Below are 23,199 nucleotides of genomic sequence, written 5' to 3' on the forward strand. Positions count from 1 at the left end.
GCATTAAATCGGAGCTACCGCTGTAATTCCATATTCAGTGGCAACGGCCGACTCCTTGCTCATTCATCTTCCGTTAACACTTGCATGGACGTGTTCGCCAGTACGTTTCATGCCGCGGCCCTCCCGGGCGCCCACCACCACCTTCCGATCTTCCGGAACTGTGTGGAGCCGGACGACCCCGCCATCCTGGCGGCCCGGTGCGTCCGCCCGGGAGCGCCGCTCTCCGGCGACTGGTTCCTGCTGCTGACCCGGCGCCGGATGGTCGTCACCCAGGACACCCGGCCGCTGCACCGGACCCGCCTGCACCTGAACGCCCACCTGCGCCAGGTGAGCAACGTGACCTGGCGGCTCGACCTGTCCAAGCCGGGCATCGAGCTGGCCTTCACCGCGATGGACGGGGTCCGGGAGCGGCTGCGGATGCGGCTCGGCGACCCGGAGACGGTGTGGCGCGTCGAGCAGCTGCTCCGCGACACCTTCGTCTGCAAGCCGGCCCTGGTCTAGATTTCGAGCAGGAATCCACTGATCGAACGGCGCAGCCCGGCCGGATCCAGGCCGTGCTCGCGGGCGTGGTCGCGCCAGTCGCCGTAGCGGCGGATCTCGGCCCGGCCCACGCCCAGGTGCAGTGCCCGGTGCGGCAGCCCGTTCAGCGCCTGGCCGACCAGGTACGCCGAGGTGCCGGCCAGGTACGGCTCGACCACCACGACCGCACCCTCGACCAGCGCCCGCAGCCCGTCGGTGTCCAGCGGCCGGGGCGTGTTCGTGTACGCCACCGTCACGTCCATCCCGGCGGTCGCCTCCAGCACCGGGTCCAGCATCGGCCCGACCGCCACCACCAGCGGCCCGCCCCGGCGCAGCACCCGCAGGCCGGCGGCGTCCGGGTAGGCGTGGCCGTTCTCCTGCGTGGAGAGGCGCACGTAGACGCGGTCGTCGTGCCGGGCGGCCGCCCACAACAGCGCGGCCACCTCGTCGCGGTGCCCGGGCACGTGCACGGTCCAGCCGTCGAGGGTGTCCAGCAGCGCCACGTCACCCGGCGACTGATGGGTGTAGCCCTCGGCCGCGGCGTCGTACGAAGCCCCGATGCTGACCAGCACGGCGCCCGTCTCCTGGTGCCCGAGATCGAGCTTGATCTGCTCGTACGCCCGGTCGATCAGAAACGGCGCGTACGAATGCAGGTAGGGCCGCATCCCGGTGAGCGCCAGCCCGCCGCCCATCCCGGCCATCAGCTGCTCCCGGATGCCGACGTTGAAGACCCGGTCCGGGTGCCGGCGCCGCGCCGCGGTGAACGACGCCGCCGAGATGTCCGCGACCACCAGAGCGGTACGCGGGTCCTCGTCCAGGATCGCGGTGGTCGTGTCGATGAACGTCTCCCTCATACCGACGCCACCACCAGGTGCGGCCGGTCCGAGACGACCCGCAGGGCCCGCTCGATCTCGTCGTGATCACGCCCGTTCACCACGGACACCTCCCAGTTCGGGAACCGGACCGGGATTCCGCCCGGCCACCCGTGGGTGGCGGACCGGTTGTCGATGACGATCGCGGTGATCGGCAGGCGGATCGCGGCCGCGTACGCGATCGCCTCGTGATTCGATCCCTCGTCCAGTTCCGCGTCGCCGAGCAGCACGAACGTCCGGGTGTCCAGGAACCCCTGTGCCCGCAGCCCGAGCGCGGTGCCGACGGCCAGGCCGAGCCCGTGGCCCAGCGAGCCGGTGCCGATCTCGACGCCCGGGATCAGCGTCCGGTCCGGGTGGTGGCCGAGCGGGCTGTCCCACCCGCCCATGTCGTCGAGCCACTCCTCGGGGATGAACCCCTTGGCGGCCAGCACCGCGTAGTAGGCGGCCGGCCCGTGGCCCTTGGAGAGCAGGAGGCGGTCCCGGTCCGGCGCGTCGACGGTCTTCGGGGTGATGCGTAACACACGATCGTAGAGAACCCACAGGACGTCCAGCGTGGAGTGCGCGCTGGGAGTGTGCTTGACGTCGGCGGTCACTCGGCTGAGCAGCTTCATGTGCATAGACTGCAACTTGAAGTTCACTTCAACTCAAGGGAGTGGGATGGAGCACCTGACCATCGGGGAACTCTCCGCCCGCAGCGGTGTGGCCCCGTCCGCGTTGCGCTTCTACGAGCGGGAGGGCCTGATCCACGCCTCCCGCACCAGCGGCAACCAGCGACGGTACGACCGGGCCGAACTGCGCCGCGTCGCCTTCATCAAGATCGCCCAGCAGGTCGGGGTCTCGCTCGACGAGATCCGCGAGGCGCTCGCCTCCCTGCCGGAGAACCGCACCCCCACGAAAGCCGACTGGTCCCGGCTCTCGGCCCGCTGGCGCTACCGCCTCCAGGAGCGGATCGGCGTCCTGGAACGGCTCCGTGACCAGCTCAGCGGCTGCATCGGCTGCGGCTGCCTGTCGCTGCAACGCTGCAAGCTGGTCAACCCGAGCGACCGTCTCGCGGTCAGCGGCGCCGGCCCACAGATGATCCTCAACCCGCCGACGGAGTGACCGCCGCTCCCAATGCCGCGGCCCGAGGCCGTCCGTCGGAAACCCCTCGAATGTACGGTCGTGAGCACCCGGCGGACGCTCTGTCCTCAGTGGTGAGAGCAGGGCGCCCGCCGACGTTCGACCTTCTAGAACTTCTATACCTGTTCAGCTGCCAGAACGACATAGGGACTGGTTAGATGCCTAGTCAGGCGCGGCTCTTGACCACCAGCTCGACGGCGAACTGGACCCCTGGATCCCCGCTGTGGTGCATCGCCAAGGTCTGACCTTTGGTCACTGCCCCGAGGTCTTTCTCCTCCAGCTTGCCGTTACAACGGAAAGTGGCTTCTCTCTTCCTCAGCTCCACTTCGATGGTGCTGACCAAAGCCCCTCCACGGCACTCGGCTCGAATGAGGAGTTTCCCCGATTCCGATGCTGTAGTTTTGTCTATCACCGAATTCGGGAGTTCTCCCTGCCCGAGGTACAGGGTGTCACTTTTTGGTCTTAAAGAAGGGGTCCATGTGGGCGAGCCTACCTCGCTAGGCTCGACTGATGTGGTCTCGTTCGGAACAGTCGACTTCGCAGGTCCAGATGGAAGAGGAGATACTGGAGGCAACGTTTCGGTTCCTGGGCTGTCGCACCCCGCCAGTCCCAGGACGACTACGCTTAGGGCGATTGCTGTCCGCCAGGTGCCGGTCACAGCGGCAAGTTTCCGCGGGCGTTGCACTGCTTCGGCCTGGATCCCAAGGATTCTTTCGAAACCCACTTACACCATCCAACACTTTTCGCTGGTTTGAATGGGTACCAAACAGTGTATGTAACGTCTTTGAGTACCCTGCAAGTGTTCGCGCCATAGTACTTCGAGTTAAAAGCAACAGGCTGCATTGTCGCGCCCCAGAAGGCATTTCCCCAGTACTTTTTGGGCACGTCTTGTGTCTCGGTCAGCGACGCGGTGACCGCCGCCGCAGTGGCCAAGTTGCCACCGGCAACAGCCTTAGCAGACACGAGGGAGACGGCACTGAGCGAACCCTCCAAGGTCATGGTGGCGGTGGCGGTCAGCGTGCCGGTGACGCCTGCCGTAAGTGTTTGTGATCCGCCGTTGCCAAAGTAGCTAGAAAAGTTCGGCCCAACTTTGCCCATACGCGCCGGGTGTTTTCTGTATTTGACGACAGACCAGTAGCCCGTGCAGGCTGGGTCTCCGAGCTCTTGGGGGTCGGTCGGTAGAGCGGTCGGCAGCTTAGGTGGTTTTGACGATATAGAAGGAGAGGGTTCGACTGGCGCGTCCGGTAGCGGAATATCGGTAGACTCATCGGGCGTTTCCCAATCCGCAGGAGGAGTCCAGTCATTGGGGTTCTCCGGGAAAGTGGTGGGGTCCTCCGAAACCGGTGATTCCCAGGGGTCCTGGTTCGATCCTGACTGACTGGGAGAAGGCGAAACAGTGGGGTCGGCCCAGGCTGGACCAACGGACAATACGACGCTGAGACCGGTCGCGAGAATCGCGACAGGCCAGCGGGTGCCGATAACGGATTTCAAGCCACGACCTTCTATCAGGAGGCTGATGGGGGGAATCAAGCCCATGCCTCATTTTGATGGGGTTAAGAACCCCATCCGTACGGACACACCGTAGCAATCCGATGCAAACCTGTGGATGCGTGGTCAGTTTGGTACTTCTCAAAGGGCGTTCCGGGAGGTCAAGTTCGATCCTGGATCTGGGCGAATATTCCGGCTGCTTACCCGTTACAAACTCGCGGTTGACCAGGCGTTCAGGTTCGCGCGGGTGCCTTCAAGGTGCTTCATCAGCGGCTGATGTCGAGGCGAGGCAGACGTCTTTGGCTAGCATGCCGGCGGTCGCGTCGCCCAGGATCGCGAGGATCTGCTGGTAGGCGGAGCGCCTGACCCGACTCGTGTGTATGGCGGGAGTTCGATGGACGGTGGAGGAAAGTCTCCATGCTCGTCGTCGGCGCTGGGTTCGGCGGCGCATATCGCGAGGATGGCCAGAGCGGTCAGGGCCAGGGAGGCAGGCGGCAGGTATCGTGCTGGTGTGCGCCGGGTCACAATGTGCGGGCAGGGTGCATGGGTGAAGTGGACACCGGCGCGTTGCCGCGCATCTGCCGCGACGGCGGAGATCGAGCGGGTCGCAGTGAGACCGGGATCTACCGAACGGCGCCCTCGCCCTTCGGCGTTCGCGCAGGTCAGCATGGGCTTACGCGGTTGGTGACAGAGCGGAGGGCGTGGGATTCGAACCCACGAAGAGTTTCCCCTTACCGGTTTTCAAGACCGGCGCCATCGGCCACTAGGCGAGCCCTCCCGTAGTGCCGCTCCAGTCTGCCACCCGCCTCTGGTTCTTGTCGTACCGGTGGGGCAGAGTCGGCCGCATGCACGCGATCGTGATCGAGGACAAGGGTCTCGTCTGGGCTGAGGTGCCGGATCCGGAGGCCGGCGAGGGGGAGGTCGTCGTCGATGTGACGGCGTCCGCGGTGAACCGGGCCGATGTGCTGCAACGGCAGGGGTTCTATCCGCCGCCACCGGGCGCGCCGGCGTTTCCGGGGCTGGAGTGCTCGGGGGTGATCAGTGCGCTCGGGCCGGGCGTGACCGGGCATCACGTGGGCGAGCGGGTGTGCGCGCTGCTCGCCGGTGGTGGCTACGCCGAGCGGGTGGCCGTCCCGGTGGGGCAACTGCTGCCGGTTCCGGCCGGGTTGTCGCTGGTGGAGGCGGCGGCGTTGCCGGAGGTGGCCTGCACGGTCTGGTCCAACGTGGTGGACCGGGACCGGCTCCGTCCCGGTGAGACGCTGCTGGTGCACGGCGGCGGCAGCGGGATCGGCACCTTCGCGGTGCAGCTGGGTGTGGCGCTGGGCGCGTCGGTGCTGGTGACGGCCCGGGCGGAGAAGCACGAGCGGCTGCGTGCGCTGGGTGCGGCGCTGACCGTCGACTATCAGAACCACGATTTCGTACGGGCGGTGCTGGACCACACCGGCGGCCGGGGCGCGGACGTGGTGCTCGACATCATCGGCGCGAAGTACCTGGCCCGCAACGTGGAGGTGCTCGCGCCGGAGGGCCGGATCACGGTGATCGGGATGCAGGGCGGCCGGAGTGCCGAGCTGGATCTCGGGCTGTTGATGGCGAAGCGGGGCCGGGTGTCGTCGACGTCGCTGCGGGCCCGGCCGGCGGCGGACAAGGCGCGGATCGTGGCGGGTGTCCGGGACCAGGTGTGGCCGCTGGTCGCCGCCGGGCTGGTGAAGCCGGTCATCAACAGCACGTTTCCGCTGGCCGAGGCGGCGCGGGCGCATGAGCTGATGGAGTCCGGCGACCATTTCGGGAAGATTCTGCTGCAACGCTGATCACCCGTACGAGTGACTGACTCTGGAGCTGTATGACCGATTAGTTGCGATATGCGGCGAGTCGTCAGCGTGTCGCGGCCCGGCGATCCCAGCATGGACGGACAGCGCGGCCGGTCCCCGGCCGCGCCCGTATCCGAACCACTGGGGGACACGTGACGTACGCACCACATCGTTCCGCTCCGGCCCGGGATCTGCCGTCGATCGAGGACGACTGGGACGCGGGCTCCCACCGGTGGCGTAGCCGGGCCTGGATCGCCGGCGGCACCGCCGTCTCGGCCGCGCTGGTCGCCTTCGGAGCGTGGGCGGTGGCGACCAGCCCGGCGGCGACGGTCCACGGCGTCCTCCCGGGGGAACGCCCGATCGCTCAGTTCACCGTCTCCACCACCGGACTGCGGTGCGGCGTGCCCTCGGTCGGCCCGAGCGGCCTGGAGCAGCGGGCCACCGGTCAGTTCTGCCTGCTCGACGTCATCGTGACGAACAACGGCCGGGAACCGGAGCTGTTCGACAGCGGCGCGCAGCGCGTTCATGACGCCAACGGCGAAGCCTACGCCGTCGCGGAACAGGCCGCGGTGTTTCTCAACGATCGCAGTCCGGCGCTGCTCGACCGGATCGGTCCGGGCCAGACCGTGGCCGGTGTCCTGCCCTTCGACGTGCCGGTGGGCGCGCGGCTCAGTGCGGCCACTCTCGGCGGTGGGCGGTCCACTCCGGGCGTACGAGTGGACCTGCCGGACCCGAGCTGAACCCGGCGTTCACAAGTTTGTGACGGGGGATTAATTATGTGAATCCCGCCCCGGGAGATTCGATGGTGTGTTGGCATGGTCCACGGAATACGCATGGTTGTCCGGGTTCCCATTGCCCACCTTCGACGGCGGCACATACGTGACCAGCGGTATCGGCCACGTGCGGATGGGATTCGCGTGAGTGCCCCGGGCCGATTTCGGAGGCAACACTGCACGGTACGTCCACCCGCCGGGTGCTGACCGTCGGCGCGCTCGTGCTGGCCGTCATCGCGCCGGCCCTAGACTCCGTCGAACACGGCCCGGAGACGGTCACCGCACCACGCGGCCTGCCGGCCACACCGGAACCCGGGGAGCGCCCGCAGCGCGGACTCCACACCCGACAGCTCGACCTCGAGCAGTTCGTGGCCGCCGTCTCACGCGAGATCCGGTTGGACGCGAGCGCCGTGCCCGGGCCCGTGCGCGCCGGCCTCCTGCACCGCCGCGTGAGCGCCCAGCGCGCCTCGCGAACGCTCCCGCGAGTGGTGGTGGCACGCCCGGTCAACCGGCTCCGCTCCACGTCGGGGGGACACCGCCCGGCCGCCGTGGCCCGGGAAACGCGCACCGATCGGGTTCGGGTGCCGCGGCCGGTCCTCAAGCGTGGCGCCGTGCGGCAGCGACCGGTCGCCGTTTCCACCGGCTTCCGCGGCGCCACCGAACGGCGGCTGCGGACCGCCGATGACCGGGGGAGTATGCGCGCGGTGGTCGCGTACGCCCGGTCCCAGGTGGGCAAGCGCTACGTCCGCGGCGGCGAGGGCCCGTACGGCTTCGACTGCTCCGGGTTCACCAAACGCGCGTACGCCCGGGCCGGTTACCGTCTGCCGCACTCGTCCGGCGCCCAGGCACGCCGTGCCCGGTCCGTCTCCCGCTCAGTGGCCCGCCCCGGCGACCTGGTGGTCGGCCGTGGGCATGTGGGCATCTACATGGGCGACGGGATGATGATCGACGCGGGGAACCGCCGTACCGGGGTGGTGTACCGCAAGGTCTACCGGGGGCTCAGTGTCGCGCGGCTGGGCTGACGGCGACGATCCGGGCCCGTACAGCAGTCAGCACCCGCCGGTCTGACGGGTGCCGACTCGCTGTGGCCACCGTTGCCTCACGGCAGCCGATCGCAACCGGGCGCGGGGATCTCGGCCGCACACACCCGGTCGGATGTCTGACAGAAGCATGACCTGCGAAGGCTCGGGGCATGCGCACCACCTGTGCGTTTACCCGTTCGTGTGACGGCGTGCGGCAATGCGGACGAAAGGCGCCCGACACGTCGAACGGTTAGTCTCTGCCCATCGTGGGAAAACCTGATCAGTTACTCACCACGCCGCCGGAGGCCAACCAATGAGTCTTGACGACCGCGCCCTGGCGCCCGACCCGTACGATCTCCTGCCATCGGTCCCGTCCTTCACGGTGACCAGCACGGACATGACGGACGGGCAGCCCCTCGACGAGCTCTACGTGCACACCAGCGTGGGCGGGAAGAACCTGTCGCCCCAACTGGCCTGGTCCGGTTTCCCGGACGAGACGCGTGGCTTCGTGGTCACCTGCTTCGACCCGGACGCGCCGACCGGAAGCGGGTTCTGGCACTGGGTGCTGGTGAACCTGCCGGTCACGGTCACGTCCCTGGACCGGGGTGTGGATCCGCTGCCGGAGGGCGCCTTCTGCGTGCGCAACGACTACGGCTCGCGCGACTACGGCGGTTCCGCGCCGCCGCCCGGCGACCGCCCCCACCGGTACGTGTTCGCGGTGCACGCCATCGACGTCGACCGGCTCGAGGTGACGCCGGACGCGTCCCCGGCCTACGTCGGCTTCAACCTGGCCTTCCACACGGTGGCCCGGGCCACGGTCCGCCCCACCTATCAGGTGCGCGGCTGAGCCACCGTACGGACGAGGCCGCCGGCAGCGCCGGCGGCCTCACGTGTCTGCCCGGTCAGCGGGGCGAACGGCCCACGCAGAAGACCGACTGCCCGAACGGCGGCCGGACGATCTGCTCGGCGGCCTTGGTCACCGGCAGCACCAGGCTGTCGTAGATCTTGACCATCGGCCCCTCCTTGGGGGCCAGCTTGAAGATGCTGGTCGCGGTGTAGTAGCCGAGCAGACCCAGCGCATTCGCGTAGTGGATCTTCTCGATCTCCAGACCGGCCTCGGTGAAGGCGGCCCCCAGCGTCTTCTTGGTGTAGCGGCGGATGTGCCCGGTGGCGATGTCCACCTGGCTCATCGCGAACATGAAGGCCGGCACGATGATGATCACGCGGCCGCCGGGGCGGACCAGTTCCTTCATGCTGCGGAGCGCGCCGACGTGATCCTCGATGTGCTCCAGCACGTTGTACGAGACGGCCGCGCTGTACTCAGCGGCGGCGTCCTGTGCCGGAAGCAGCATCTGCTTCACGTCGATGTTGGAGAACTCCGCCATCCGCTCCTTGAGCAGGACGAGCCGGTCGGGGTCTGCCTCGGTCGCGGTGAACTTCGGCAGGTGTTCCGCCCACTCGATCGCGTAGTCACCGAGGCCGCTGCCGATCTCGATCGGGTTGTCCCCCAGGTACGGGAGCGCGAGCTCGACGAACCACCGCCGGTGGTTCACCGCCATGGCGAGGCCTTCGAGCACTTCGGACTGGATCCGCTGGTCTCCAGTGATGTCTGCCATAGGTGAGGTTCCCTCATCTTGCCGATCTGAGCTGACAGCGGGACCAGCGAAGTTAACCATCTGAAGCGCCTAACCGAAAGTTGAGTGCTGGTCAGCACTGATTTTTTGGCCTGATTGAGACATAGGTGAGCTGGGTACTCGGATGGGTTACCCCACGGGAAGTACACGGTTGGACACGCGGAAAACACGCGTACATATCGGCTCTATCACGCCTGGGCCGCACACCGCTGGCTTCTTGGAAACCTCGGTTAGGCTCGCCGATGCTATGACGATTACGGGTTTTGACTCGACAGGCCAGTCGACCGCCGAGAACGTTCTGTCGCGAGGCCGAGTGGCCACCGACGACGACCTGGACGCGGAGCTGATAGCCCTCGGTTCAAGTGGCACGGTGGTCGCTCCCACCGCCCCGCCCGCTGTCCGGGAAACCGCAGATGACCAGGTCGTACGCCTGCGGTGGCGGCACCTGTTCACGTGGCGTGACGTCGTGGCCGTCGGCACTTTCGTCGTCTTCGCGGTCATGCTGACCCTGCCGTTGTGGCTCAATCTTGATCATGAACTGCGTGATGATCCGCAGGATCAAGCTTTCTTCGAGTGGATGCTGGCGCACGGTGCCCGGGTGCTCACGGATGGCGTCTATCCGTTCTTCTCCGACCGCATGAATTACCCCGACGGGGTGAACATGATGGCCAACACCTCGGTGTTGGCCGTTTCGTTGCCACTGACGCCGATCACTCTTCTGTTCGGTCCGCATGTGGCGTTCAACGTATTTCTCACCGGCGCATTGGCATTTACCGGCGCGTCGTGGTATCTCGTGCTCTCCCGCCGGTTCGTCACCTCGCGGCTGGCCGCCTGGGTGGGTGCGCTCTTCTGCACCTTCGCGCCGAGCATGGTGTCGCACGCCGGCGGCCACCCGAACATCGTCTCCCAGTTCCTCGTCCCGCTGATCATCTGGCGGACGCTGGAGCTCCGGGTTCGCGGCCGCGCGCTGCGCAACGGGCTGATCCTGGCCGGCCTGCTGATCTGGCAGGCGTTCATCAACCTCGAGATCCTCTTCATGACCGCGGTCGGCCTCGGCCTGTTCTGCGCGGTCATGGCGGTGGTCCGGCGGCGCGCTCACCGGGGCGAGGTCCTGCCGTTCGTGCGGTCGCTCGGGGTCACCGCGGCGGTCACCCTCGCGGTGCTGGCCTACCCGCTCAGCGTCCAGTTCTTCGGCCCGCAGAGCTACCAGGGCCTGGCCGAGTTCGTCCGGAACTTCGGGGCCGACCTGGGCTCGTTCGCCGCCTACTCCCGGCACTCGATGGCCGGCGACACGGCCATCGCGTCGCGCCTCACGCAGAACGCCGCGGAGGAGAACGCCTTCTTCGGCTGGGGCCTGATCGTCCTCTTCCTCGGCCTGCTCGTCTGGCTGCGCCGGTCCCGGGCGGTGCTGACCCTCGGCGGGATCGCGATCCTCTTCGCGGCCATGTCGCTCGGCCCGCGCATCGTGCTCAACGGGGTGGACACCGGCATCCCCGGCATCTGGGCGCTGCTGCACCGCCTCCCGGTGCTCGACTCCGCGGTGCCGACCCGCTGGGCGATGGCGATCGCGCCGATCGTCGGCATCGTGCTGGCCTTCGGCGTCCAGCGGGCCGCCGACATGATGTGCGGCCAGCCGGCCTCGCGCGGGCCGATCCGGGTCGCGATGATCACCGCGGTGGCGATGGCACTGGTGCCGCTGATCCCCCGGCCGATGGCCACGGTGCGGATGGACCCGGTGCCCGAGTTCGTCACCACCGGCGCCTGGCGCGACTACGTCGACGACCGGCACACCATGGTCACCCTGCCGCTGCCGGACAGCAGCTACCCGGACCCGCTGCGCTGGACCGCCACCACCGGCCAGGACCTGCGGATCGCCGGAGCGTACGCGCTGCTGCCGAACCAGAACCCGCAGGACCCGAGCGACCGGACCGCGATGTTCTCGCCGCCGTGGCGCCCGACCAGCGGCCTGGTCGCCTCGATCAAGCAGGGCAACCCGATCCCGGAGATCACCGACGAGCGGCGCGAGATGACCCTCGCCGACCTCCGGTTCTGGAAGGCCGGCGTGGTGGTGCTGACCCCGCAGAGCCGCGACATCGAACTCCTGCGCACCATGTCCGACCTGCTGGGTTTCCGTCCGACGTGGACCGGCGGCGCCTGGGTGTGGGACGTCAGCGACCTGGTCGACGACCCGGACACCGTCCTCACCGGCGGCGAACCCTTCTGACCCACACCGGGAGCACGTCGGGACGGTGCCGCCCAAGGGCGACAAGACAAGGTGCGGTGTACGCCCGCTTCCGGATCTTCGCCGGTGACCGCAGCGACCGGGCGAAGGGTGACCACCGATCTACGCCCGGCGCGGGCGGCACAGGCCGGTGCTCTACGGCCTTGCCGTCTGCCCACGGCGGTACGCGTAGCCCGTACCTCTAATCGGTTTTGATGCAGCAGCCCGGGCAGACCTTGGGCTGCGGCAGGGTGAAGGCCAGGCAGCAGGTTTTGCGGCGGACGTCGAGCCGGCCGTTCGCGGCGGGCTCGAGGTCGATCAGGTCGCGGATGCCGAGCGCGCCGAGCAGCCGGTCGATGGTGGCGGCGGACGAGCCGGGGACGGCGTCGGCGGAGCGCAGGACGCCGTAGGCGATGCCGGAGGCGAGCGAGCCGAGCAGCGGGCGCCGGCCCAGCCGGACCCGGCCGTGGATGGCGTCGAGCAGCGGTTCGAGATGCTGGTCGAGGAGGGCGCGGCGGAATTCGGCGAGCAGCGCGTCCTCGTCGGCGACGACCTTGACCTGCGGGAGGCCGGAGAGCGCCAGCGGGTCGTGCGGCAGGACCGCGACCGGGATGTCCGGGCGCATGCCGAGGGTGACCAGCGGGCGCGGGTCGTCGAAGTGCATGACCGCGTCGGTGGAGGTCAGCAGCGGCACACGGCGCGCCGAGGCCCAGCCGAGGACGGCCGGGAGGGCCAGCCAGTAGGTGTAGGCCTTCCAGGCGAGCGCGGCGGCGGCGTGTGCCTGCGCGTTCCAGCGGCGGCGGGCCGCGTCGAGCAGGGTGTCCAGGTGTACGTCGGCCAGGCGCGCGGTCGGCGTCCAGCCGGCCAGGTCGCGCACCACCAGGTCGGGCGCCAGGCCGGGGACCTCGGTGCTGGTGCCGAACATGGCGCGCAGCGTCGCGTTGACCGGCGCCAGCAGTGGTGGCCGGAGCTGCCGGAGTTCGAGCGTGGGGCTGGTCACGGGCGGCCGCCGGCCCGCGGCACTCGTCGCTGAGGCACCGCACTCTCCTCGCGGATGATCTTGCAGAAGGGGGCGAGCCGGCTCTTGTGGAGCGACGGGGGCTCGCGACGGACCCACGGTACCCGGTTAAGGGTAGCCTAACCACACCGGCCCAAGGGGATCATTCGGACGAATACCCTCTGCCATGATTACTTTACGTAGCGTGGTGGCGCTGCCGGATTCGTCAAGGTATCTGTCGGCAAAACGCTACTAGCTCCTTGCAGACACGCGGTCCCGGCGACACTGAACGTGCCGTCGCGAAGGGGACATCCGTGATGACCACCTCGCCCATCGAAAGGGCCGCAGACAAGTTCGTCTCAGCCCTTGCGCAGTGGCGGGTCGAGCGCGGGATGACCAAGAAGCAGCTGGCCGCGCGCATGGGGTTCGATCCCTCCTACGTCAGCCACGTCGAGGGCCGCCGCCACAAACCCACCGAGGACTTCGCCCGCCGGGCCGAGGCCGTCCTCGGCGCCGGCGGCGCCATCTGGCAGCGTTTCCAGGAGTACGACGAACTGCGCAACGCCCGCAACGCCGGCCTGCACCGCGATCCGCCCGTGCCGGTCCAGTGGCTGCCGCCGGGCACCGGGCTGATTGTCGAACGCGAGATCGCCGACCTGGTCTACACCGACGGCGCCTACCGCTGCCGGGTGCGGCGCTCCCTCTACAACGCCGGCGTCGAACCGGTCACCCGGTACCTCGCGAAGATCTCCGTGGACCGCTACCCGCACGACCCGGCCGGCTCCAACCGCCACCACCGGGAGAACCCGCTCACCTTCGACGAGATGGACGTGCGGGCGTTCGCGGGTGAGGGCGACGCCGCCGAGCCCATGCTGTGGCGGGTCAAGCTGGACCGGGACGCGTCCAAGGAGATCTGGCTCATGTTCGCGAACTCGCGCGGCCAGTTCCCGCTCTACCCCGGCGAACGGACCACCATCGAGTACGCGTACACGGTCGGCGAAGAGAAGTGGGGCCAGTGGTTCCAGCGTGCCGTCCGCCTGCCGACCCGGTCGCTGACCGTCCGGCTGAACTTCCCGGAGAGCTTCGAACCCCAGGTCTGGGGTGTGGAGGCGTCCCTCGCCGCCGAGGTGCCCGTCCGCACCCCGTTGGAACGCCGCACCGAGGGAGGTCGCGCCATTTTCGAGTGGTCAACCGACGCGCCCCTGCTCAACGCCCGGTACCGGCTGGAATGGCGGTTCCGTGGCGCCGACGCCCCGCTCTACGAGGAGACCGGCCCGCCCGAGCCGGCTCTGCCCCGTGCCTCGCACCGGATGCGTGGCATCGGCATCATCCAGCGCGGATCCGACCTGCTCCGGCAGCGGGCCCGCCACTTCCAGCTGCCCCGCGAGGGGGCGGCCGCCCGGACCGCGGTCACCCGGCTGCTCACCTCGCTCGGGCGGCTCGAGGACCTGCACGAGTTCAGCAAGGGCGTGGGTCTCGCCGCGCCCCAGATCGGGGTTCCGGTGGCCGCCGCCGTCGTCCGGCCGCCGGAGCGCGACACCGAACCGGTCGTCCTGCTCAACCCCCGGGTCGTCGGCGAGTCCGGCGAGACCGACGAGCAGTACGAGGGCTGCCTGTCGTTCTTCGACTACCGGGGCCTGGTGCCGCGCCCGCTACGGATCGACGTGGAGCACGCCCGGTTCGACGGGACCCGGGTGGTCACCACGTTCGAGCGGGCCCTGGCCCGGCTGATCAGCCACGAGATCGACCACCTGGAGGGTCGGCTCTACGTGGACCGGATGAAGGCCGACGCCAAGCTCGTGCCGGTCGCCCAGTACCAGCAGACCGGCCGACCCTGGGATTACTAGCCCGGCTCGCTCAGTCGGTGAAGCTGTCGTACTTTATCCGGACAGAGGGCACCTGTAGCTCGGCGAGGCGCTTCAAGGTGGCCTTCACCATCCGCCCCGACCCGGAGACGAAGAAGTCGTGCTCCTTCCACGGGCCGTACTTCGCCACCACGTCCGAGATGTAGCCCTGCTCGCCGGGGAAGGTCGGGTCCTCGCTGCACGCGGTCACCACCGACAGCCACGGGTAGCGGGCGGCCAGCCGGTTCAGGTCGGCCAGGTCGTACAGGTCCTCCCGGGTCCGCGCGCCGAAGAAGACGTGCACCCAGCGGGTCCGGTTGTACCGGGTCAGCTCCTCGAGCAGCGACTTGATCGGGGCGAGCCCGGTGCCACCGGCCACGAAGACCGCGTCCCGGGTCGACCTGCGGTCCAGGGTCATCGAACCCATCGGCGCGGCCAGCTTCACCATGTCGCCCACCTGCATCCGCCGGACCAGCGCGCTGGACACCCAGCCGGCGCCCACCGCACGGACGTGGAAATCCAGCGTGTTGTCCCGGCGCGGCGCGTTCGCCGGTGAGTAGGTGCGCCACAGCCGCGGCTGATAACGCGGGCACTCGAGGCTCAGGTACTGGCCGGCCCGGTACTCCAACGGCTGCAACGGCAGCACGGTGAACACCGCGATGTCGCGGGACCGGCGCTCGTGCCCCACCACCTCGCCGTACCAGTACGGCGGGTTCGGGTCGGCGTCGGCGCCGGCCAGCATCTTCGAGGCGATCACCGCGTACGCGTCGGCCCAGGCCTGGTCGTACTCGATGCTCCAGGCCTCGCCGGCGAACGCCCGCATCGACTCGATCAAGGCGCCGCCCACCACCTCGTAGTGCTCCGGTTCCACGTGGAACTTGCGGTGGTCCCGGCCCAGGGCTCGCAGGTACTCGTCGAACCGCTCCGGATCCTCCAGCGTCTGCACGGCGGTCACGATCGCTCCCAGCAGACGGGCCCGCTGCACATCCATCTGCACCGGGAACAGATCGCGCAGGTCCGGGTACCTCAGGAAGATGCGCGCGTAGAAATAGCCGGCCACCTTGTCCTGATGTTCCTCGACCAGGCTCCAGCTCTCCTTGAGCAAGCTTGCGAGGTCTCCCATGCCATTCAGGGTGGTCAGCGCAGTCGGGAACACGACGCACGAGAAGTGCGACTCACCACCCTCCACGGCGCGTCGCTTGCCGAATTGGGCCAATTTGTGCCTGGCCTAGAGTTGGCGGGTGACCGTGGAAGAACAGCAGCTGACCACCCGTCCGCGCTACGGGACCGAGATCGCCATCGTGTTGCTGCTGTCGCTCGGACAGTCGGCCGTCTACTCCGTGGTGTCGCTGACCGCGAAACTCACCGCCGACCGGCCGCTGGCCCAGCAGACCGCCACACTCAACGCCTCGGTGTCGCCACGGCCCTACCTCGACCTGACGTACCAGCTGCTCGGCATCTTCTTCGCCCTGGTGCCGGTCGCGCTCGCGCTGTTCCTGCTCGCGGGCTCCTTCGGAGCGGCCGCCCGGGAACTCGGCATCGACTACCGGCGGCCCGCCCACGACCTCGGCTGGGGCGCCGGACTCGCCGCCGGTATCGGGCTGCCCGGCCTCCTTCTGGTGTACGGGGCCCTGCAGCTCGGCATCAACGCGCAGATCGTGCCGTCCGGGCTCCAGCCGTACTGGTGGTCGGTGCCCGTACTGGTCCTCGCCGCCATGCAGAACGCCGTCCTCGAAGAGGTCATCGTCGTCGGCTACCTGATCACCCGGCTCCGGGCGCTCGCCCTGTCACCGGCGTGGATCATCGCCGCGTCCGCCGTACTCCGCGGCTCCTACCACCTCTACCAGGGCTTCGGAGCCTTCCTCGGCAACGCCGTGATGGGCGTGGTCTTCGCGCTGTTCTACCTGCGGACGAAACGGGTGATGCCGCTCATCGTGGCGCACAGCCTCCTCGACATCACCGCGTTCGTCGGCTACGAGCTGCTGCCCGACTCCTGGCTGTCCTGGCTCGAATACTCCGCATAGAACCGGCGCGCCCGCACCGCCACCATCTCGGCCGAGGCGCGGGCGCCCAGCACGGCGGTGAGCAGGCCCACGCCCGGCAGGCGAGTCAGCTTCAGCGCGGCCCAGAGCGCGATCGCGGCCCGGCCCGGGGTCGCCAGCGCCAGCAGATCGCCGGCCCGGCGCGGATCCGCGGGATCCAGGCCGTAGACCGCGGCCAGGTGCAACACCAGCTCCGCGTGCGTGATCACGGTCGTCGCGACAAGAGCGATCGGGGCGTACGGGCCGGCCAGTGCACCGAGGCCGCCCCGAACCCCCGCCGAGCGGGTGAACCGCTGAACGGCCAGACGGGCGATCGCCTCGGTCGTGGCCGTCGGATAGGACGCCCTCGTCTGCGCCGCCCAGGCCCGGGCTCGGGGGCCGATGTGCTGGACCGCCGTGTGGGCGAGGATCTCCGGCGTGCGGGCCGGGTCGGCCAGCAGCTCCTCGGTGAGCGAGCCGAGCCCCTCCACCGCGTCGCCTCCAGCGGCTGCCTCGCCGCCCGGGGGTGACGTCGGTTGCACCACGGTCAGGCGCGGTCCAGGCACTTCGCTTCCGGCGGGTCCGCTCGCGGTCGGTCTGCTTGCGGCCGGCTCGCTCGTCGGCCGCTCAGCCGAGGCTTGCTCGGTCGTGGCCGGTTCATCTCTTTCGGGCGCGGACGGCCCTGGCTGGGCGTTCTGCGCCGTCGGGTTCGCGAGTGCGGTTGCCGGCTCTCGCGGCGGCAGCGCGGGCTGCGCCGACGCCGGGCGTTTGGCCGGCGTCCGAACGGTCAAGTCGACGGGTGGGACCGCCTTGGCCGCGGCTCGCTTCGTGGCCGCCTTCTTGGCCGGCGCCTTCCTTGCGGGCGGGGCCTCTTCCACCAGCGGCCCGTCCTTCCCGGCCGAGTCGTGGTCAGGTGACGGGACCCGTGTCGCGTCTGCCGGAGTGTTCTCGCGCGGTGAAAGCTGCCCGGATGCGGGCGCCGCGTCCTTCACCGCCGGGCCTGCCTTTCGCGGCGGGGCTGCCTTCTCCACCTTCGTCGCCCCCTCCGCTTTCGTCGCCCTTCCCGTTTTCGTCGCCTTCGCCGCTTTTGTTGCCTTTGCCGGAGGCACGGTCTCTCCGGTGGGGGCGGCCTTTCGTGGCGGTGCTGCCTTCTTCGCCGGGGCCCGTTTCGCGGGCGCGCGGGCCGGAGCCGGACCCGGCGTGGCCGGCTGCGAGGCCTCCGGCGTGGGCTCGGCTGCCTGCTCCTCGCCGCCGGATGGTTCGGTGGCGCGTGCCGGCTGGGGCGGCACCGCGGCGGGAGGGGTCTTGCGGCGGGCGCCGGTCCCCGTACCAGAAGGGGGGTTTGAAGAGTGACCTTCGGCACTCGGGCCGGATCGCGGGGGTTGGAAGGTGACCGCCGGCGGCGCTCCCCGGCGCGCGGGGGCCGCGGCCGGCTCCTCGCCGGAGGGCTTCTGCTCGGGCGTGCCGAACGGGCTTCGCGGACCTCGAGCCCGCGGAGCCTCCCGGCGCGTGTTCTCCTCCATCGCACGAAGCCTAGCCTCATCCGCGACGTTTCGCCTGTTCGTAGCCACTCGCGAAGATCCTTGGCGTGCCAGATGGCAACCTCTTTGTGCGGCGCTGAGCGGGTCCGGTATTGTCAAGCCTCGGTGGCCCTCGGGTCACCGGGGAGACTTCGCCTAGTCTGGTCTATGGCGCCGCACTGCTAATGCGGTTGGGGTTTTAAAGCCCCTCCCGGGTTCGAATCCCGGAGTCTCCGCGCAAAAGTCGGTGTTGTAGGCTGACTGAGCACTGAGAGAGCGCCCGTAGCTCAATGGATAGAGCATCTGACTACGGATCAGAAGGTTAGGGGTTCGAGTCCCTTCGGGCGCGCAAGATCAAGAGGCCCCTGAACTGCCGAAACGCAGCTCAGGGGCCTCTTTTTGTCTGGCCTCTGTGGATCGTGTGGGGCGCGTGTGGGGGCAAGGTCAAAACCCACGTTTCCGCGGCTCAGAGACCGTCAATTGGGTGATCGGGGTGTTCGTTCGCACTTCGAACGGCCGATCACCACATCCCAATATTCGGGATCTATTTTTCTGAATAGCGGGAGGGCTGGTGGTTGTGCTGCGTGCTTCTCCAGGTCAGGCCCCTGACGGTCTGGGCGGTGGGCTCACCATGGTTCCCCCGCGATGGTCATGGCTCTCTGTTGAGTGCGATGGTCAGGCCGTGATCGACCACGAAGGCCCTACCCCGCTCTACGTGCAGGTGGCGGACGCCATCGCGGCGCGAATCGATGCGGGTGTCCTTCTGCCGAATCGGTTGATCCCGTCGGAGAGCCAGCTGGTCCAGGAGTACGGCGTTGCCCGGGGCACCGCCCGCAAGGCCATCCAACTGCTACGCGAACGCGGCCTCGTGATCACTGTCGTCGGCCGCGGCACGTACGTCACCGCCACGAACGACGGCCCGACCGCGGCACGCTAGATCGCAATCGACGGGCACGCCCCGCCGGGAAGGTCGCGGCGTATCCACCGGCCGCCCTCGAACCTCACCAGTTGCCCACAACCGCCCACCAGGCGATCGAACGCCCCGTCACCGATCCGCTCTGCCGTCGCACCGGTGAGTCTGGGCGCCTCGTGTCGGCGACACGACTCCCGTGACGGCTGACCCCTCACCGGATGGTTGAACCCGCCAGGCGCACACGGCGTACCCGAAATTGAGACAGTTCGAAGTGTGCGGGTGGCCGGGACGGGGATGACCGATGTTCGATGACCGTATGCGGGCCCTGGCCGGGCTGCGCGACGAGGGTGAGGCACTGCGGCGGCGGGCCTGGTCCGCCGCGAAGGTGCCGGGTGAACCGGGATCGGACGCGACCGGCTCGGTCACGGTGACACTGGACGAGCACGGCCGCGTCGCGAACGTGGCCGTAGCAGCCTACTGGCGATCGCGGCTGGCCGATGAGCACCTGGGCGGCGCCGTGGTGGAGGCGGTCCGGGACGCTGCGATGCGACGCCTGAACGCCTGGGGCGAGGCGTACGCCGAGCCTGTCAGCCCGGAGCCGGTGTCGTCGGCGGCCGGCCTCCAGCAGCGGCTGGACTCCATCGACTCGGCCACGCTGCCCGCCGCCGAACGGGAGGCGGCGCTGATGGCGCTGCTCGAGGTGGTCGAGTCGATCGAGCAGGGCCTCGACGAGGTGACCAGCCGGTTGGACCAGACCTTGAACGCGACCCACACCGGGCACAGCCCGCACCGCGAGGTGACGGTGGAGCTGACCGGCGGCGGTGACGTCACGTCGGTGCGATTCGACCGCAGGTGGCTGCGTGACGCGCACGATGCGAACCTCACCCGGCAGCTCACCACGGCGTTCCGGGCGGCATACGAGCAGGTCGCCGCCAACGGCGTGCCGCGCCTGATCGCCGACAGCCCGCTCGGCCACGCACAGACGGTGATGCGGGACCCGTTCGGGTTCGCCCGCCGGTTCGGGCTGGCCGGCTGATGACGCTCAAAGCCGCCCTGGACGCGCTGCACCGCGACGCCGCCTCGTGGGAGCAGGTGGCAGCGGTGACCCGACAGGCCGCGCACGAGGCGAGCCTGCTGACCCTGAGCGCACACGAACTGTCCTGGGCGTCGCTGCCGAGTGGCCTGCTCGACACCTACGCCGAACTGCAGCTGAAGGTCGTGACGTTGCTGGAGGAGGCGAGCGGGGTGTACAGCGGGCTGAGCGCCAAGCTCGACAAGGTCGCCTACGAGTACGAGACGAACGACGAACGCGCCGCCCGAGATCTGGAGGGAGTGTGGGATGTCCGTGAGTAGCACCGAGGCCGTCCTGCTCGAACGCATCCATTCGACCATCGACCGCATCGACACCAAGACCGTCGAACTGCAGAACTCGATCAACGACAAGCTGGCATACGTTCCCCCGCCCGCGCAGGGGAAGGTCCGTCAGGGCTGGGACGACTTCTGCGCGTTCATGCGCCGCATCTGGGACAACCTGGCGACGATCCTGTCGAACATGGGCTCGCTGTCGGCGCTGTCGACGACCGCGCAAGCCTGGAGCGACCGGGTCGGTGTCCCGGTCAGCGGGCAGGTTCAGGCCGCCGACGCCGGGCTGCTCACCGTCGACGACAACTGGGCCGGCGACGCCGCCGACGCGTACCGGCAGATGCTGCCGTTGCAGAAGGCCGCCCTGGAGAAGGTCAAGACGGTCCTCACTGACGGCCTGTCCACGGCACTGGAACAGGTTCGCACCGGCGTGTTCCTGTTCTGGACCGGACTGCTGGGGGCGCTCGCGGCACTGGCGGTCGGCATCATCGGTGCGCTCGCCTCCAGCGCCACGATCTTCGGCGTGCCCGCGGCACCGTTCATCGCGGCCGGGGCGGCGGTGACGGCCTCGATAGCGTTGATCGTCGGCTGCGAGACGCTGAAAAGTGCCTGTACTTCCGCCAACAGCACCTTGCGGCAGAAGTTCGACGACACCGGCTTCTTCCGGGGTCATTGGCCGCCGGCGGGCACCGCATGACCGCGGCGCGGACCGAGCGGGCGAGCAACGCGCTAATCGCAGTCATGATTATCGTGTTCGCGCTGGCAGAGATCGGGCTCGCCGCAATGGGCGCTACGGCCTGGCGGTGGTACCGGGACGGCGATTTCACCGCCGTACAGGCTGGACCGTTCATCGCGATGGGGGCATCGGCTGCGGTTGGTGCCATTCTCGCGATACTCGCGGTGATCGCCTTGCTGCGAGGCGGGCGCGGCCAAGGTCTCGCTCGCGGCACGCTCAACCTAACGTGGCTGCGGCTGGCTGCGGTCCTCATCGTCTTGGCGATCTTCGCGCTGACCGTCGGCGTCTCCGCGACAGGAGTATTCGGCATGTTCCTCGCAGTCGGTGACGCGCTCGCCGGGTTCGTCGTCACCGGTGCGGCCGTCCGCCGAACTCGCAGTGGATGAACCGATCGCCGTCCTGGGAGACATGTGCGGTCGGCGACGATCGCGGTCGTCGCGGTGGCTCAACGTCGCCGTGACCGACGGGAGCACGAACGATGGCGCCAGTGGTGCAGCACCGAATCGTCTCTGGTGTGGTGGCCACCAACGCTAACCGGGCGCTGCGTCACAAAGGCGAGGAATGACGCTAATCGTCGGTGGTGCGACCCTCAAACCGACCCGTAGGGCGGCCAACACCACGTTGCGGCAGAAGCTCGACGACACCGGCTTCATCCGGAGTCACTGGCGTCGGCGGGCACGGCATGACGGCCACGCCGACCGAGCGGCCCGGTGGGAGGGCCTTGCTCGTGCTGCGGTCAGTCTCGCCTGGTTGCGGTTGGGAATGGTGATCATCGGGTTGGCGGTCGTCGTGCTCACCCTTGGCGCGTCTGCGGCAGCGTTGCTTCCACTGGTCGGCATCGTGCTGGCCGTAGGCGACGCCTGCGGCGGGCTGATCATCACCGGTGGGGCGTTGCGCCGGATCAGCGCTGGATGAAGAACCGATCCAGCGCGTTGAGCGTCCGGAGGCGTTTCACGTCACGGACCGCGTCTTCCTTCCACGATGGAGGTACGACGGTCGGTGACGGGAGCTTGCGCGGTTAGATTGGCGGTGTGGCCAGCAGCGATGTCGAGCAGGCGATACGACGACTCGCGGATGACGCCGTATCGATGACCCTCGACCAGCGGCTGCGGATCGCGGCGCTGCTGGCTCGACCAGCCGATCCCGTGGCCATCATCCCCGCCTGCGACCGCGCGGCGCCGGGCCAGGTGACCCCGGAATCGTTCGTGCTGACCGTCGGTGAGGTAGCTGACCTGCTGAGGGTCGGCCGGACGACGGTCTACGAGCTGATCAGGACCGGTGAACTGAACAGCATCATGATCGGCCGTCTACGGCGGGTACGGCGTGCCGATGTGGTGGCCCACCTCGACCAACTCAGCCGTCGTGACGCAGATTGACGAGCTTGACGTCATGTCGGACGACAACTGTGTGGCGGAGACGGTCGTCGTTGCCGAGCAGTCGTGTCCGGGAGACGCGCGTTGAGGATCGAGCGTTGACCGTCCGGGCGGTTGTCTGCTGCCGGTCCCGCCCGCGAAACTGCGGGCGGGAGGCCCTTCGATGCCAGGTAAGTACCAGCCGCTGACGTTCGCGCTGACCACCGCCGCCAAGCGCGGGCAACGCGAGGTGGAGTTCAGCTTCGATGAGATCGCCGCACTGGTCGGAGGGCTGCCGCGCTCGGCCGAGCTGCGGCAGTGGTGGGCGAACGCAGATCATTCACAGGCCCAGGCTTGGTGCGTCGCCGGTTATCGGGTGCAGCAGGTGTATCTCGATCGGCGCCGGGTCCGCTTCAGCGCAGTGCCGACTCATACCCCTCCCGGAGGAGTGCGCAACGTCGAGCCGTCGCCGCCCCGTACTGTCCCGGGTTTGTCGGAACCGCCGGTCGACATCCGGGCGAAACTGCAGTGGGTCGATTCCGGCGTCGTGCTGCTGGACGCAGCCGACAAACCGGCCTTTCCCCGTCTGGCCGCCTCGCCCGGCCTTTACCGGCTGACCTTCACCGGGCCGGTTCCACAGATGTACATCGGTGAGAGCGACAATCTGCACCGCAGGTTGTCTGGCAACTACCGCAGTCCCGGCCCGAGCCAGCGAACGAGTACGCGAATCAACGCCCTGCTACGGGAGCACCTTGCCCGCGGCGGGACCGTCTTGCTGGCGACAGCGACTGCTGCCGTCGTCGTGATCAACGACCAGGAACGGCCGCTTGACCTCTCCACCAAGTCTGGACGGCTGCTGGCCGAGAGCGTTGCTCTCGTCCACGCCCAGATCACCAAGCATGCACAGATCGTGAACCTCGGGTGAGCGCACCGGTGGACCCGCGGCGATTCGATTCCTTGATCGCGGCCCTCGACAGCTACCGGGTGGCGCGCTACGC

25 protein-coding genes and 3 tRNA genes are annotated in these 23,199 nt (G+C 68.7%); 19 read left to right on the forward strand and 9 right to left on the reverse strand.

The annotated features are described in order from the left end of the window. Positions 1 to 84 precede the first annotated feature (84 nt). Positions 85 to 501: a hypothetical protein gene (locus J5X75_RS18265; protein ID WP_208468608.1), complete on the forward strand. Its 417-nt coding sequence runs from the start codon at positions 85 to 87 to the stop codon at positions 499 to 501. On the opposite strand, the gene J5X75_RS18270 is transcribed toward J5X75_RS18265, so the two are convergent. After that, positions 498 to 1,373, reverse strand: coding sequence for a transketolase family protein (locus J5X75_RS18270; RefSeq protein ID WP_208468609.1), 876 nt, complete (start codon positions 1,371 to 1,373; stop codon positions 498 to 500). The genes J5X75_RS18265 and J5X75_RS18270 overlap by 4 nt on opposite strands. Beyond that, positions 1,370 to 2,008 (reverse strand): thiamine pyrophosphate-binding protein, encoded by a 639-nt coding sequence (locus tag J5X75_RS18275; RefSeq protein WP_208468610.1) that lies wholly within the window; start codon positions 2,006 to 2,008, stop codon positions 1,370 to 1,372. The genes J5X75_RS18270 and J5X75_RS18275 overlap by 4 nt, the downstream gene beginning before the upstream one ends. Positions 2,009 to 2,048: 40 nt before the next feature. On the opposite strand from J5X75_RS18275, the gene soxR reads away from it, so the two are divergent. Further along, entirely contained in the window at positions 2,049 to 2,492 is a 444-nt protein-coding gene (gene soxR, locus J5X75_RS18280; RefSeq protein ID WP_183226451.1) for a redox-sensitive transcriptional activator SoxR, read from the forward strand. 184 nt (positions 2,493 to 2,676) lie between these two features. Here the strand turns inward: soxR and J5X75_RS18285 are convergent, their stop codons facing one another. The 3 genes from J5X75_RS18285 to J5X75_RS18295 all read right to left on the reverse strand — a co-directional run bounded on the left by J5X75_RS18285 (position 2,677) and on the right by J5X75_RS18295 (position 4,776). Next, positions 2,677 to 2,853, reverse strand: a complete 177-nt coding sequence (locus J5X75_RS18285; protein ID WP_208468611.1) for a hypothetical protein — start codon at positions 2,851 to 2,853, stop codon at positions 2,677 to 2,679. 311 nt (positions 2,854 to 3,164) lie between these two features. Further along, positions 3,165 to 4,046 carry a hypothetical protein gene (locus J5X75_RS18290; RefSeq protein ID WP_208468612.1) on the reverse strand — a complete coding sequence of 294 codons (882 nt, stop codon included), beginning with the start codon at positions 4,044 to 4,046 and terminating at the stop codon, positions 3,165 to 3,167. Between the two features lie 645 nt (positions 4,047 to 4,691). After that, a tRNA-Ser gene (locus J5X75_RS18295) sits at positions 4,692 to 4,776 on the reverse strand. 67 nt (positions 4,777 to 4,843) lie between these two features. On the opposite strand from J5X75_RS18295, the gene J5X75_RS18300 reads away from it, so the two are divergent. The 4 genes from J5X75_RS18300 (at position 4,844) to J5X75_RS18315 (ending at position 8,448) form a co-directional block, all read left to right on the forward strand. Next, the gene (locus J5X75_RS18300; RefSeq protein ID WP_208468613.1) at positions 4,844 to 5,806 is read left to right on the forward strand and encodes an NAD(P)H-quinone oxidoreductase; all 963 of its coding nucleotides are present in this window, start codon (positions 4,844 to 4,846) and stop codon (positions 5,804 to 5,806) included. A gap of 152 nt (positions 5,807 to 5,958) precedes the next feature. After that, positions 5,959 to 6,546 carry a DUF4352 domain-containing protein gene (locus J5X75_RS18305; protein ID WP_208468614.1) on the forward strand — a complete coding sequence of 196 codons (588 nt, stop codon included), beginning with the start codon at positions 5,959 to 5,961 and terminating at the stop codon, positions 6,544 to 6,546. 233 nt (positions 6,547 to 6,779) lie between these two features. Continuing rightward, entirely contained in the window at positions 6,780 to 7,601 is an 822-nt protein-coding gene (locus J5X75_RS44405) for a C40 family peptidase (protein ID WP_307798139.1), read from the forward strand. Between the two features lie 313 nt (positions 7,602 to 7,914). Further along, the gene (locus J5X75_RS18315) at positions 7,915 to 8,448 is read left to right on the forward strand and encodes a YbhB/YbcL family Raf kinase inhibitor-like protein (protein ID WP_208468615.1); all 534 of its coding nucleotides are present in this window, start codon (positions 7,915 to 7,917) and stop codon (positions 8,446 to 8,448) included. 55 nt (positions 8,449 to 8,503) lie between these two features. Here J5X75_RS18315 and J5X75_RS18320 read toward each other — a convergent pair whose 3' ends face one another. Continuing rightward, complete coding sequence (locus J5X75_RS18320; protein WP_208468616.1) at positions 8,504 to 9,217, reverse strand: class I SAM-dependent methyltransferase; 714 nt, start codon at positions 9,215 to 9,217, stop codon at positions 8,504 to 8,506. Positions 9,218 to 9,482: 265 nt separating this feature from the next. Here J5X75_RS18320 and J5X75_RS18325 point away from each other — a divergent pair, with 265 nt between their 5' ends. After that, the gene (locus tag J5X75_RS18325) at positions 9,483 to 11,459 is read left to right on the forward strand and encodes a DUF6311 domain-containing protein (RefSeq protein ID WP_208468617.1); all 1,977 of its coding nucleotides are present in this window, start codon (positions 9,483 to 9,485) and stop codon (positions 11,457 to 11,459) included. Positions 11,460 to 11,658: 199 nt separating this feature from the next. On the opposite strand, the gene J5X75_RS18330 is transcribed toward J5X75_RS18325, so the two are convergent. After that, entirely contained in the window at positions 11,659 to 12,381 is a 723-nt protein-coding gene (locus J5X75_RS18330) for a hypothetical protein (RefSeq protein WP_208468750.1), read from the reverse strand. A 389-nt stretch (positions 12,382 to 12,770) separates the two neighbouring features. On the opposite strand from J5X75_RS18330, the gene J5X75_RS18335 reads away from it, so the two are divergent. Next, entirely contained in the window at positions 12,771 to 14,300 is a 1,530-nt protein-coding gene (locus J5X75_RS18335) for a peptide deformylase (RefSeq protein ID WP_208468618.1), read from the forward strand. A 10-nt stretch (positions 14,301 to 14,310) separates the two neighbouring features. On the opposite strand, the gene J5X75_RS18340 is transcribed toward J5X75_RS18335, so the two are convergent. Next, the gene (locus J5X75_RS18340) at positions 14,311 to 15,420 is read right to left on the reverse strand and encodes a globin domain-containing protein (RefSeq protein ID WP_208468619.1); all 1,110 of its coding nucleotides are present in this window, start codon (positions 15,418 to 15,420) and stop codon (positions 14,311 to 14,313) included. A 118-nt stretch (positions 15,421 to 15,538) separates the two neighbouring features. Here J5X75_RS18340 and J5X75_RS18345 point away from each other — a divergent pair, with 118 nt between their 5' ends. Further along, positions 15,539 to 16,321, forward strand: a complete 783-nt coding sequence (locus J5X75_RS18345; protein ID WP_208468620.1) for a CPBP family intramembrane glutamic endopeptidase — start codon at positions 15,539 to 15,541, stop codon at positions 16,319 to 16,321. Here the strand turns inward: J5X75_RS18345 and J5X75_RS18350 are convergent. Then, the gene (locus J5X75_RS18350; protein ID WP_208468621.1) at positions 16,270 to 16,884 is read right to left on the reverse strand and encodes a hypothetical protein; all 615 of its coding nucleotides are present in this window, start codon (positions 16,882 to 16,884) and stop codon (positions 16,270 to 16,272) included. The genes J5X75_RS18345 and J5X75_RS18350 overlap by 52 nt on opposite strands. Before the next feature lie 1,099 nt (positions 16,885 to 17,983). On the opposite strand from J5X75_RS18350, the gene J5X75_RS18355 reads away from it, so the two are divergent. The 10 genes from J5X75_RS18355 (at position 17,984) to J5X75_RS18400 (ending at position 23,126) form a co-directional block, all read left to right on the forward strand. After that, positions 17,984 to 18,074: transfer RNA gene (locus J5X75_RS18355), tRNA-Ser, on the forward strand. 40 nt (positions 18,075 to 18,114) lie between these two features. Continuing rightward, positions 18,115 to 18,187 (forward strand) — tRNA-Arg (locus J5X75_RS18360). 282 nt (positions 18,188 to 18,469) lie between these two features. Continuing rightward, positions 18,470 to 18,775 carry a GntR family transcriptional regulator gene (locus tag J5X75_RS18365; protein WP_208468751.1) on the forward strand — a complete coding sequence of 102 codons (306 nt, stop codon included), beginning with the start codon at positions 18,470 to 18,472 and terminating at the stop codon, positions 18,773 to 18,775. Positions 18,776 to 19,052: 277 nt separating this feature from the next. Further along, positions 19,053 to 19,787: a YbaB/EbfC family nucleoid-associated protein gene (locus J5X75_RS18370; RefSeq protein ID WP_208468622.1), complete on the forward strand. Its 735-nt coding sequence runs from the start codon at positions 19,053 to 19,055 to the stop codon at positions 19,785 to 19,787. Further along, on the forward strand, positions 19,787 to 20,104 hold the full coding sequence (locus J5X75_RS18375; RefSeq protein ID WP_208468623.1) for a hypothetical protein: 318 nt from the start codon (positions 19,787 to 19,789) through the stop codon (positions 20,102 to 20,104). The genes J5X75_RS18370 and J5X75_RS18375 overlap by 1 nt, the downstream gene beginning before the upstream one ends. Then, positions 20,091 to 20,810: a WXG100 family type VII secretion target gene (locus tag J5X75_RS18380; RefSeq protein ID WP_208468624.1), complete on the forward strand. Its 720-nt coding sequence runs from the start codon at positions 20,091 to 20,093 to the stop codon at positions 20,808 to 20,810. The genes J5X75_RS18375 and J5X75_RS18380 overlap by 14 nt, the downstream gene beginning before the upstream one ends. A gap of 44 nt (positions 20,811 to 20,854) precedes the next feature. Further along, a complete protein-coding gene (locus J5X75_RS18385; RefSeq protein WP_208468625.1) occupies positions 20,855 to 21,235 on the forward strand; it encodes a hypothetical protein in 381 nt (126 codons plus the stop codon). Positions 21,236 to 21,410: 175 nt separating this feature from the next. Then, positions 21,411 to 21,764, forward strand: a complete 354-nt coding sequence (locus J5X75_RS18390; protein ID WP_208468626.1) for a hypothetical protein — start codon at positions 21,411 to 21,413, stop codon at positions 21,762 to 21,764. A 116-nt stretch (positions 21,765 to 21,880) separates the two neighbouring features. Next, on the forward strand, positions 21,881 to 22,225 hold the full coding sequence (locus J5X75_RS18395; protein WP_208468627.1) for a helix-turn-helix domain-containing protein: 345 nt from the start codon (positions 21,881 to 21,883) through the stop codon (positions 22,223 to 22,225). Positions 22,226 to 22,385: 160 nt separating this feature from the next. Continuing rightward, the gene (locus tag J5X75_RS18400) at positions 22,386 to 23,126 is read left to right on the forward strand and encodes a DUF7662 domain-containing protein (protein ID WP_208468628.1); all 741 of its coding nucleotides are present in this window, start codon (positions 22,386 to 22,388) and stop codon (positions 23,124 to 23,126) included. The last annotated feature ends 73 nt before the right edge of the window (positions 23,127 to 23,199 follow it).

The organism is Actinoplanes flavus, from assembly GCF_017592555.1.
In the GTDB taxonomy this organism is placed as follows: domain Bacteria; phylum Actinomycetota; class Actinomycetes; order Mycobacteriales; family Micromonosporaceae; genus Actinoplanes; species Actinoplanes flavus.

Bases quoted from the DNA above. Each gene is read 5' to 3' on its own strand.
- J5X75_RS18265 (WP_208468608.1), top strand. From the start codon at position 85: ATGGACGTGTTCGCCAGTACGTTTCATGCCGCGGCCCTCCCGGGCGCC.
- J5X75_RS18270 (WP_208468609.1), bottom strand. From the start codon at position 1,373: ATGAGGGAGACGTTCATCGACACGACCACCGCGATCCTGGACGAGGAC.
- J5X75_RS18275 (WP_208468610.1), bottom strand. From the start codon at position 2,008: ATGCACATGAAGCTGCTCAGCCGAGTGACCGCCGACGTCAAGCACACT.
- soxR (WP_183226451.1), top strand. From the start codon at position 2,049: ATGGAGCACCTGACCATCGGGGAACTCTCCGCCCGCAGCGGTGTGGCC.
- J5X75_RS18290 (WP_208468612.1), bottom strand. From the start codon at position 4,046: ATGGGCTTGATTCCCCCCATCAGCCTCCTGATAGAAGGTCGTGGCTTG.
- J5X75_RS18300 (WP_208468613.1), top strand. From the start codon at position 4,844: ATGCACGCGATCGTGATCGAGGACAAGGGTCTCGTCTGGGCTGAGGTG.
- J5X75_RS18315 (WP_208468615.1), top strand. From the start codon at position 7,915: ATGAGTCTTGACGACCGCGCCCTGGCGCCCGACCCGTACGATCTCCTG.
- J5X75_RS18320 (WP_208468616.1), bottom strand. From the start codon at position 9,217: ATGGCAGACATCACTGGAGACCAGCGGATCCAGTCCGAAGTGCTCGAA.
- J5X75_RS18325 (WP_208468617.1), top strand. From the start codon at position 9,483: ATGACGATTACGGGTTTTGACTCGACAGGCCAGTCGACCGCCGAGAAC.
- J5X75_RS18330 (WP_208468750.1), bottom strand. From the start codon at position 12,381: ATGTTCGGCACCAGCACCGAGGTCCCCGGCCTGGCGCCCGACCTGGTG.
- J5X75_RS18335 (WP_208468618.1), top strand. From the start codon at position 12,771: ATGACCACCTCGCCCATCGAAAGGGCCGCAGACAAGTTCGTCTCAGCC.
- J5X75_RS18340 (WP_208468619.1), bottom strand. From the start codon at position 15,420: ATGGGAGACCTCGCAAGCTTGCTCAAGGAGAGCTGGAGCCTGGTCGAG.
- J5X75_RS18365 (WP_208468751.1), top strand. From the start codon at position 18,470: ATGGTTCCCCCGCGATGGTCATGGCTCTCTGTTGAGTGCGATGGTCAG.
- J5X75_RS18370 (WP_208468622.1), top strand. From the start codon at position 19,053: ATGTTCGATGACCGTATGCGGGCCCTGGCCGGGCTGCGCGACGAGGGT.
- J5X75_RS18375 (WP_208468623.1), top strand. From the start codon at position 19,787: ATGACGCTCAAAGCCGCCCTGGACGCGCTGCACCGCGACGCCGCCTCG.
- J5X75_RS18380 (WP_208468624.1), top strand. From the start codon at position 20,091: ATGTCCGTGAGTAGCACCGAGGCCGTCCTGCTCGAACGCATCCATTCG.
- J5X75_RS18385 (WP_208468625.1), top strand. From the start codon at position 20,855: ATGATTATCGTGTTCGCGCTGGCAGAGATCGGGCTCGCCGCAATGGGC.
- J5X75_RS18390 (WP_208468626.1), top strand. From the start codon at position 21,411: ATGACGCTAATCGTCGGTGGTGCGACCCTCAAACCGACCCGTAGGGCG.
- J5X75_RS18400 (WP_208468628.1), top strand. From the start codon at position 22,386: ATGCCAGGTAAGTACCAGCCGCTGACGTTCGCGCTGACCACCGCCGCC.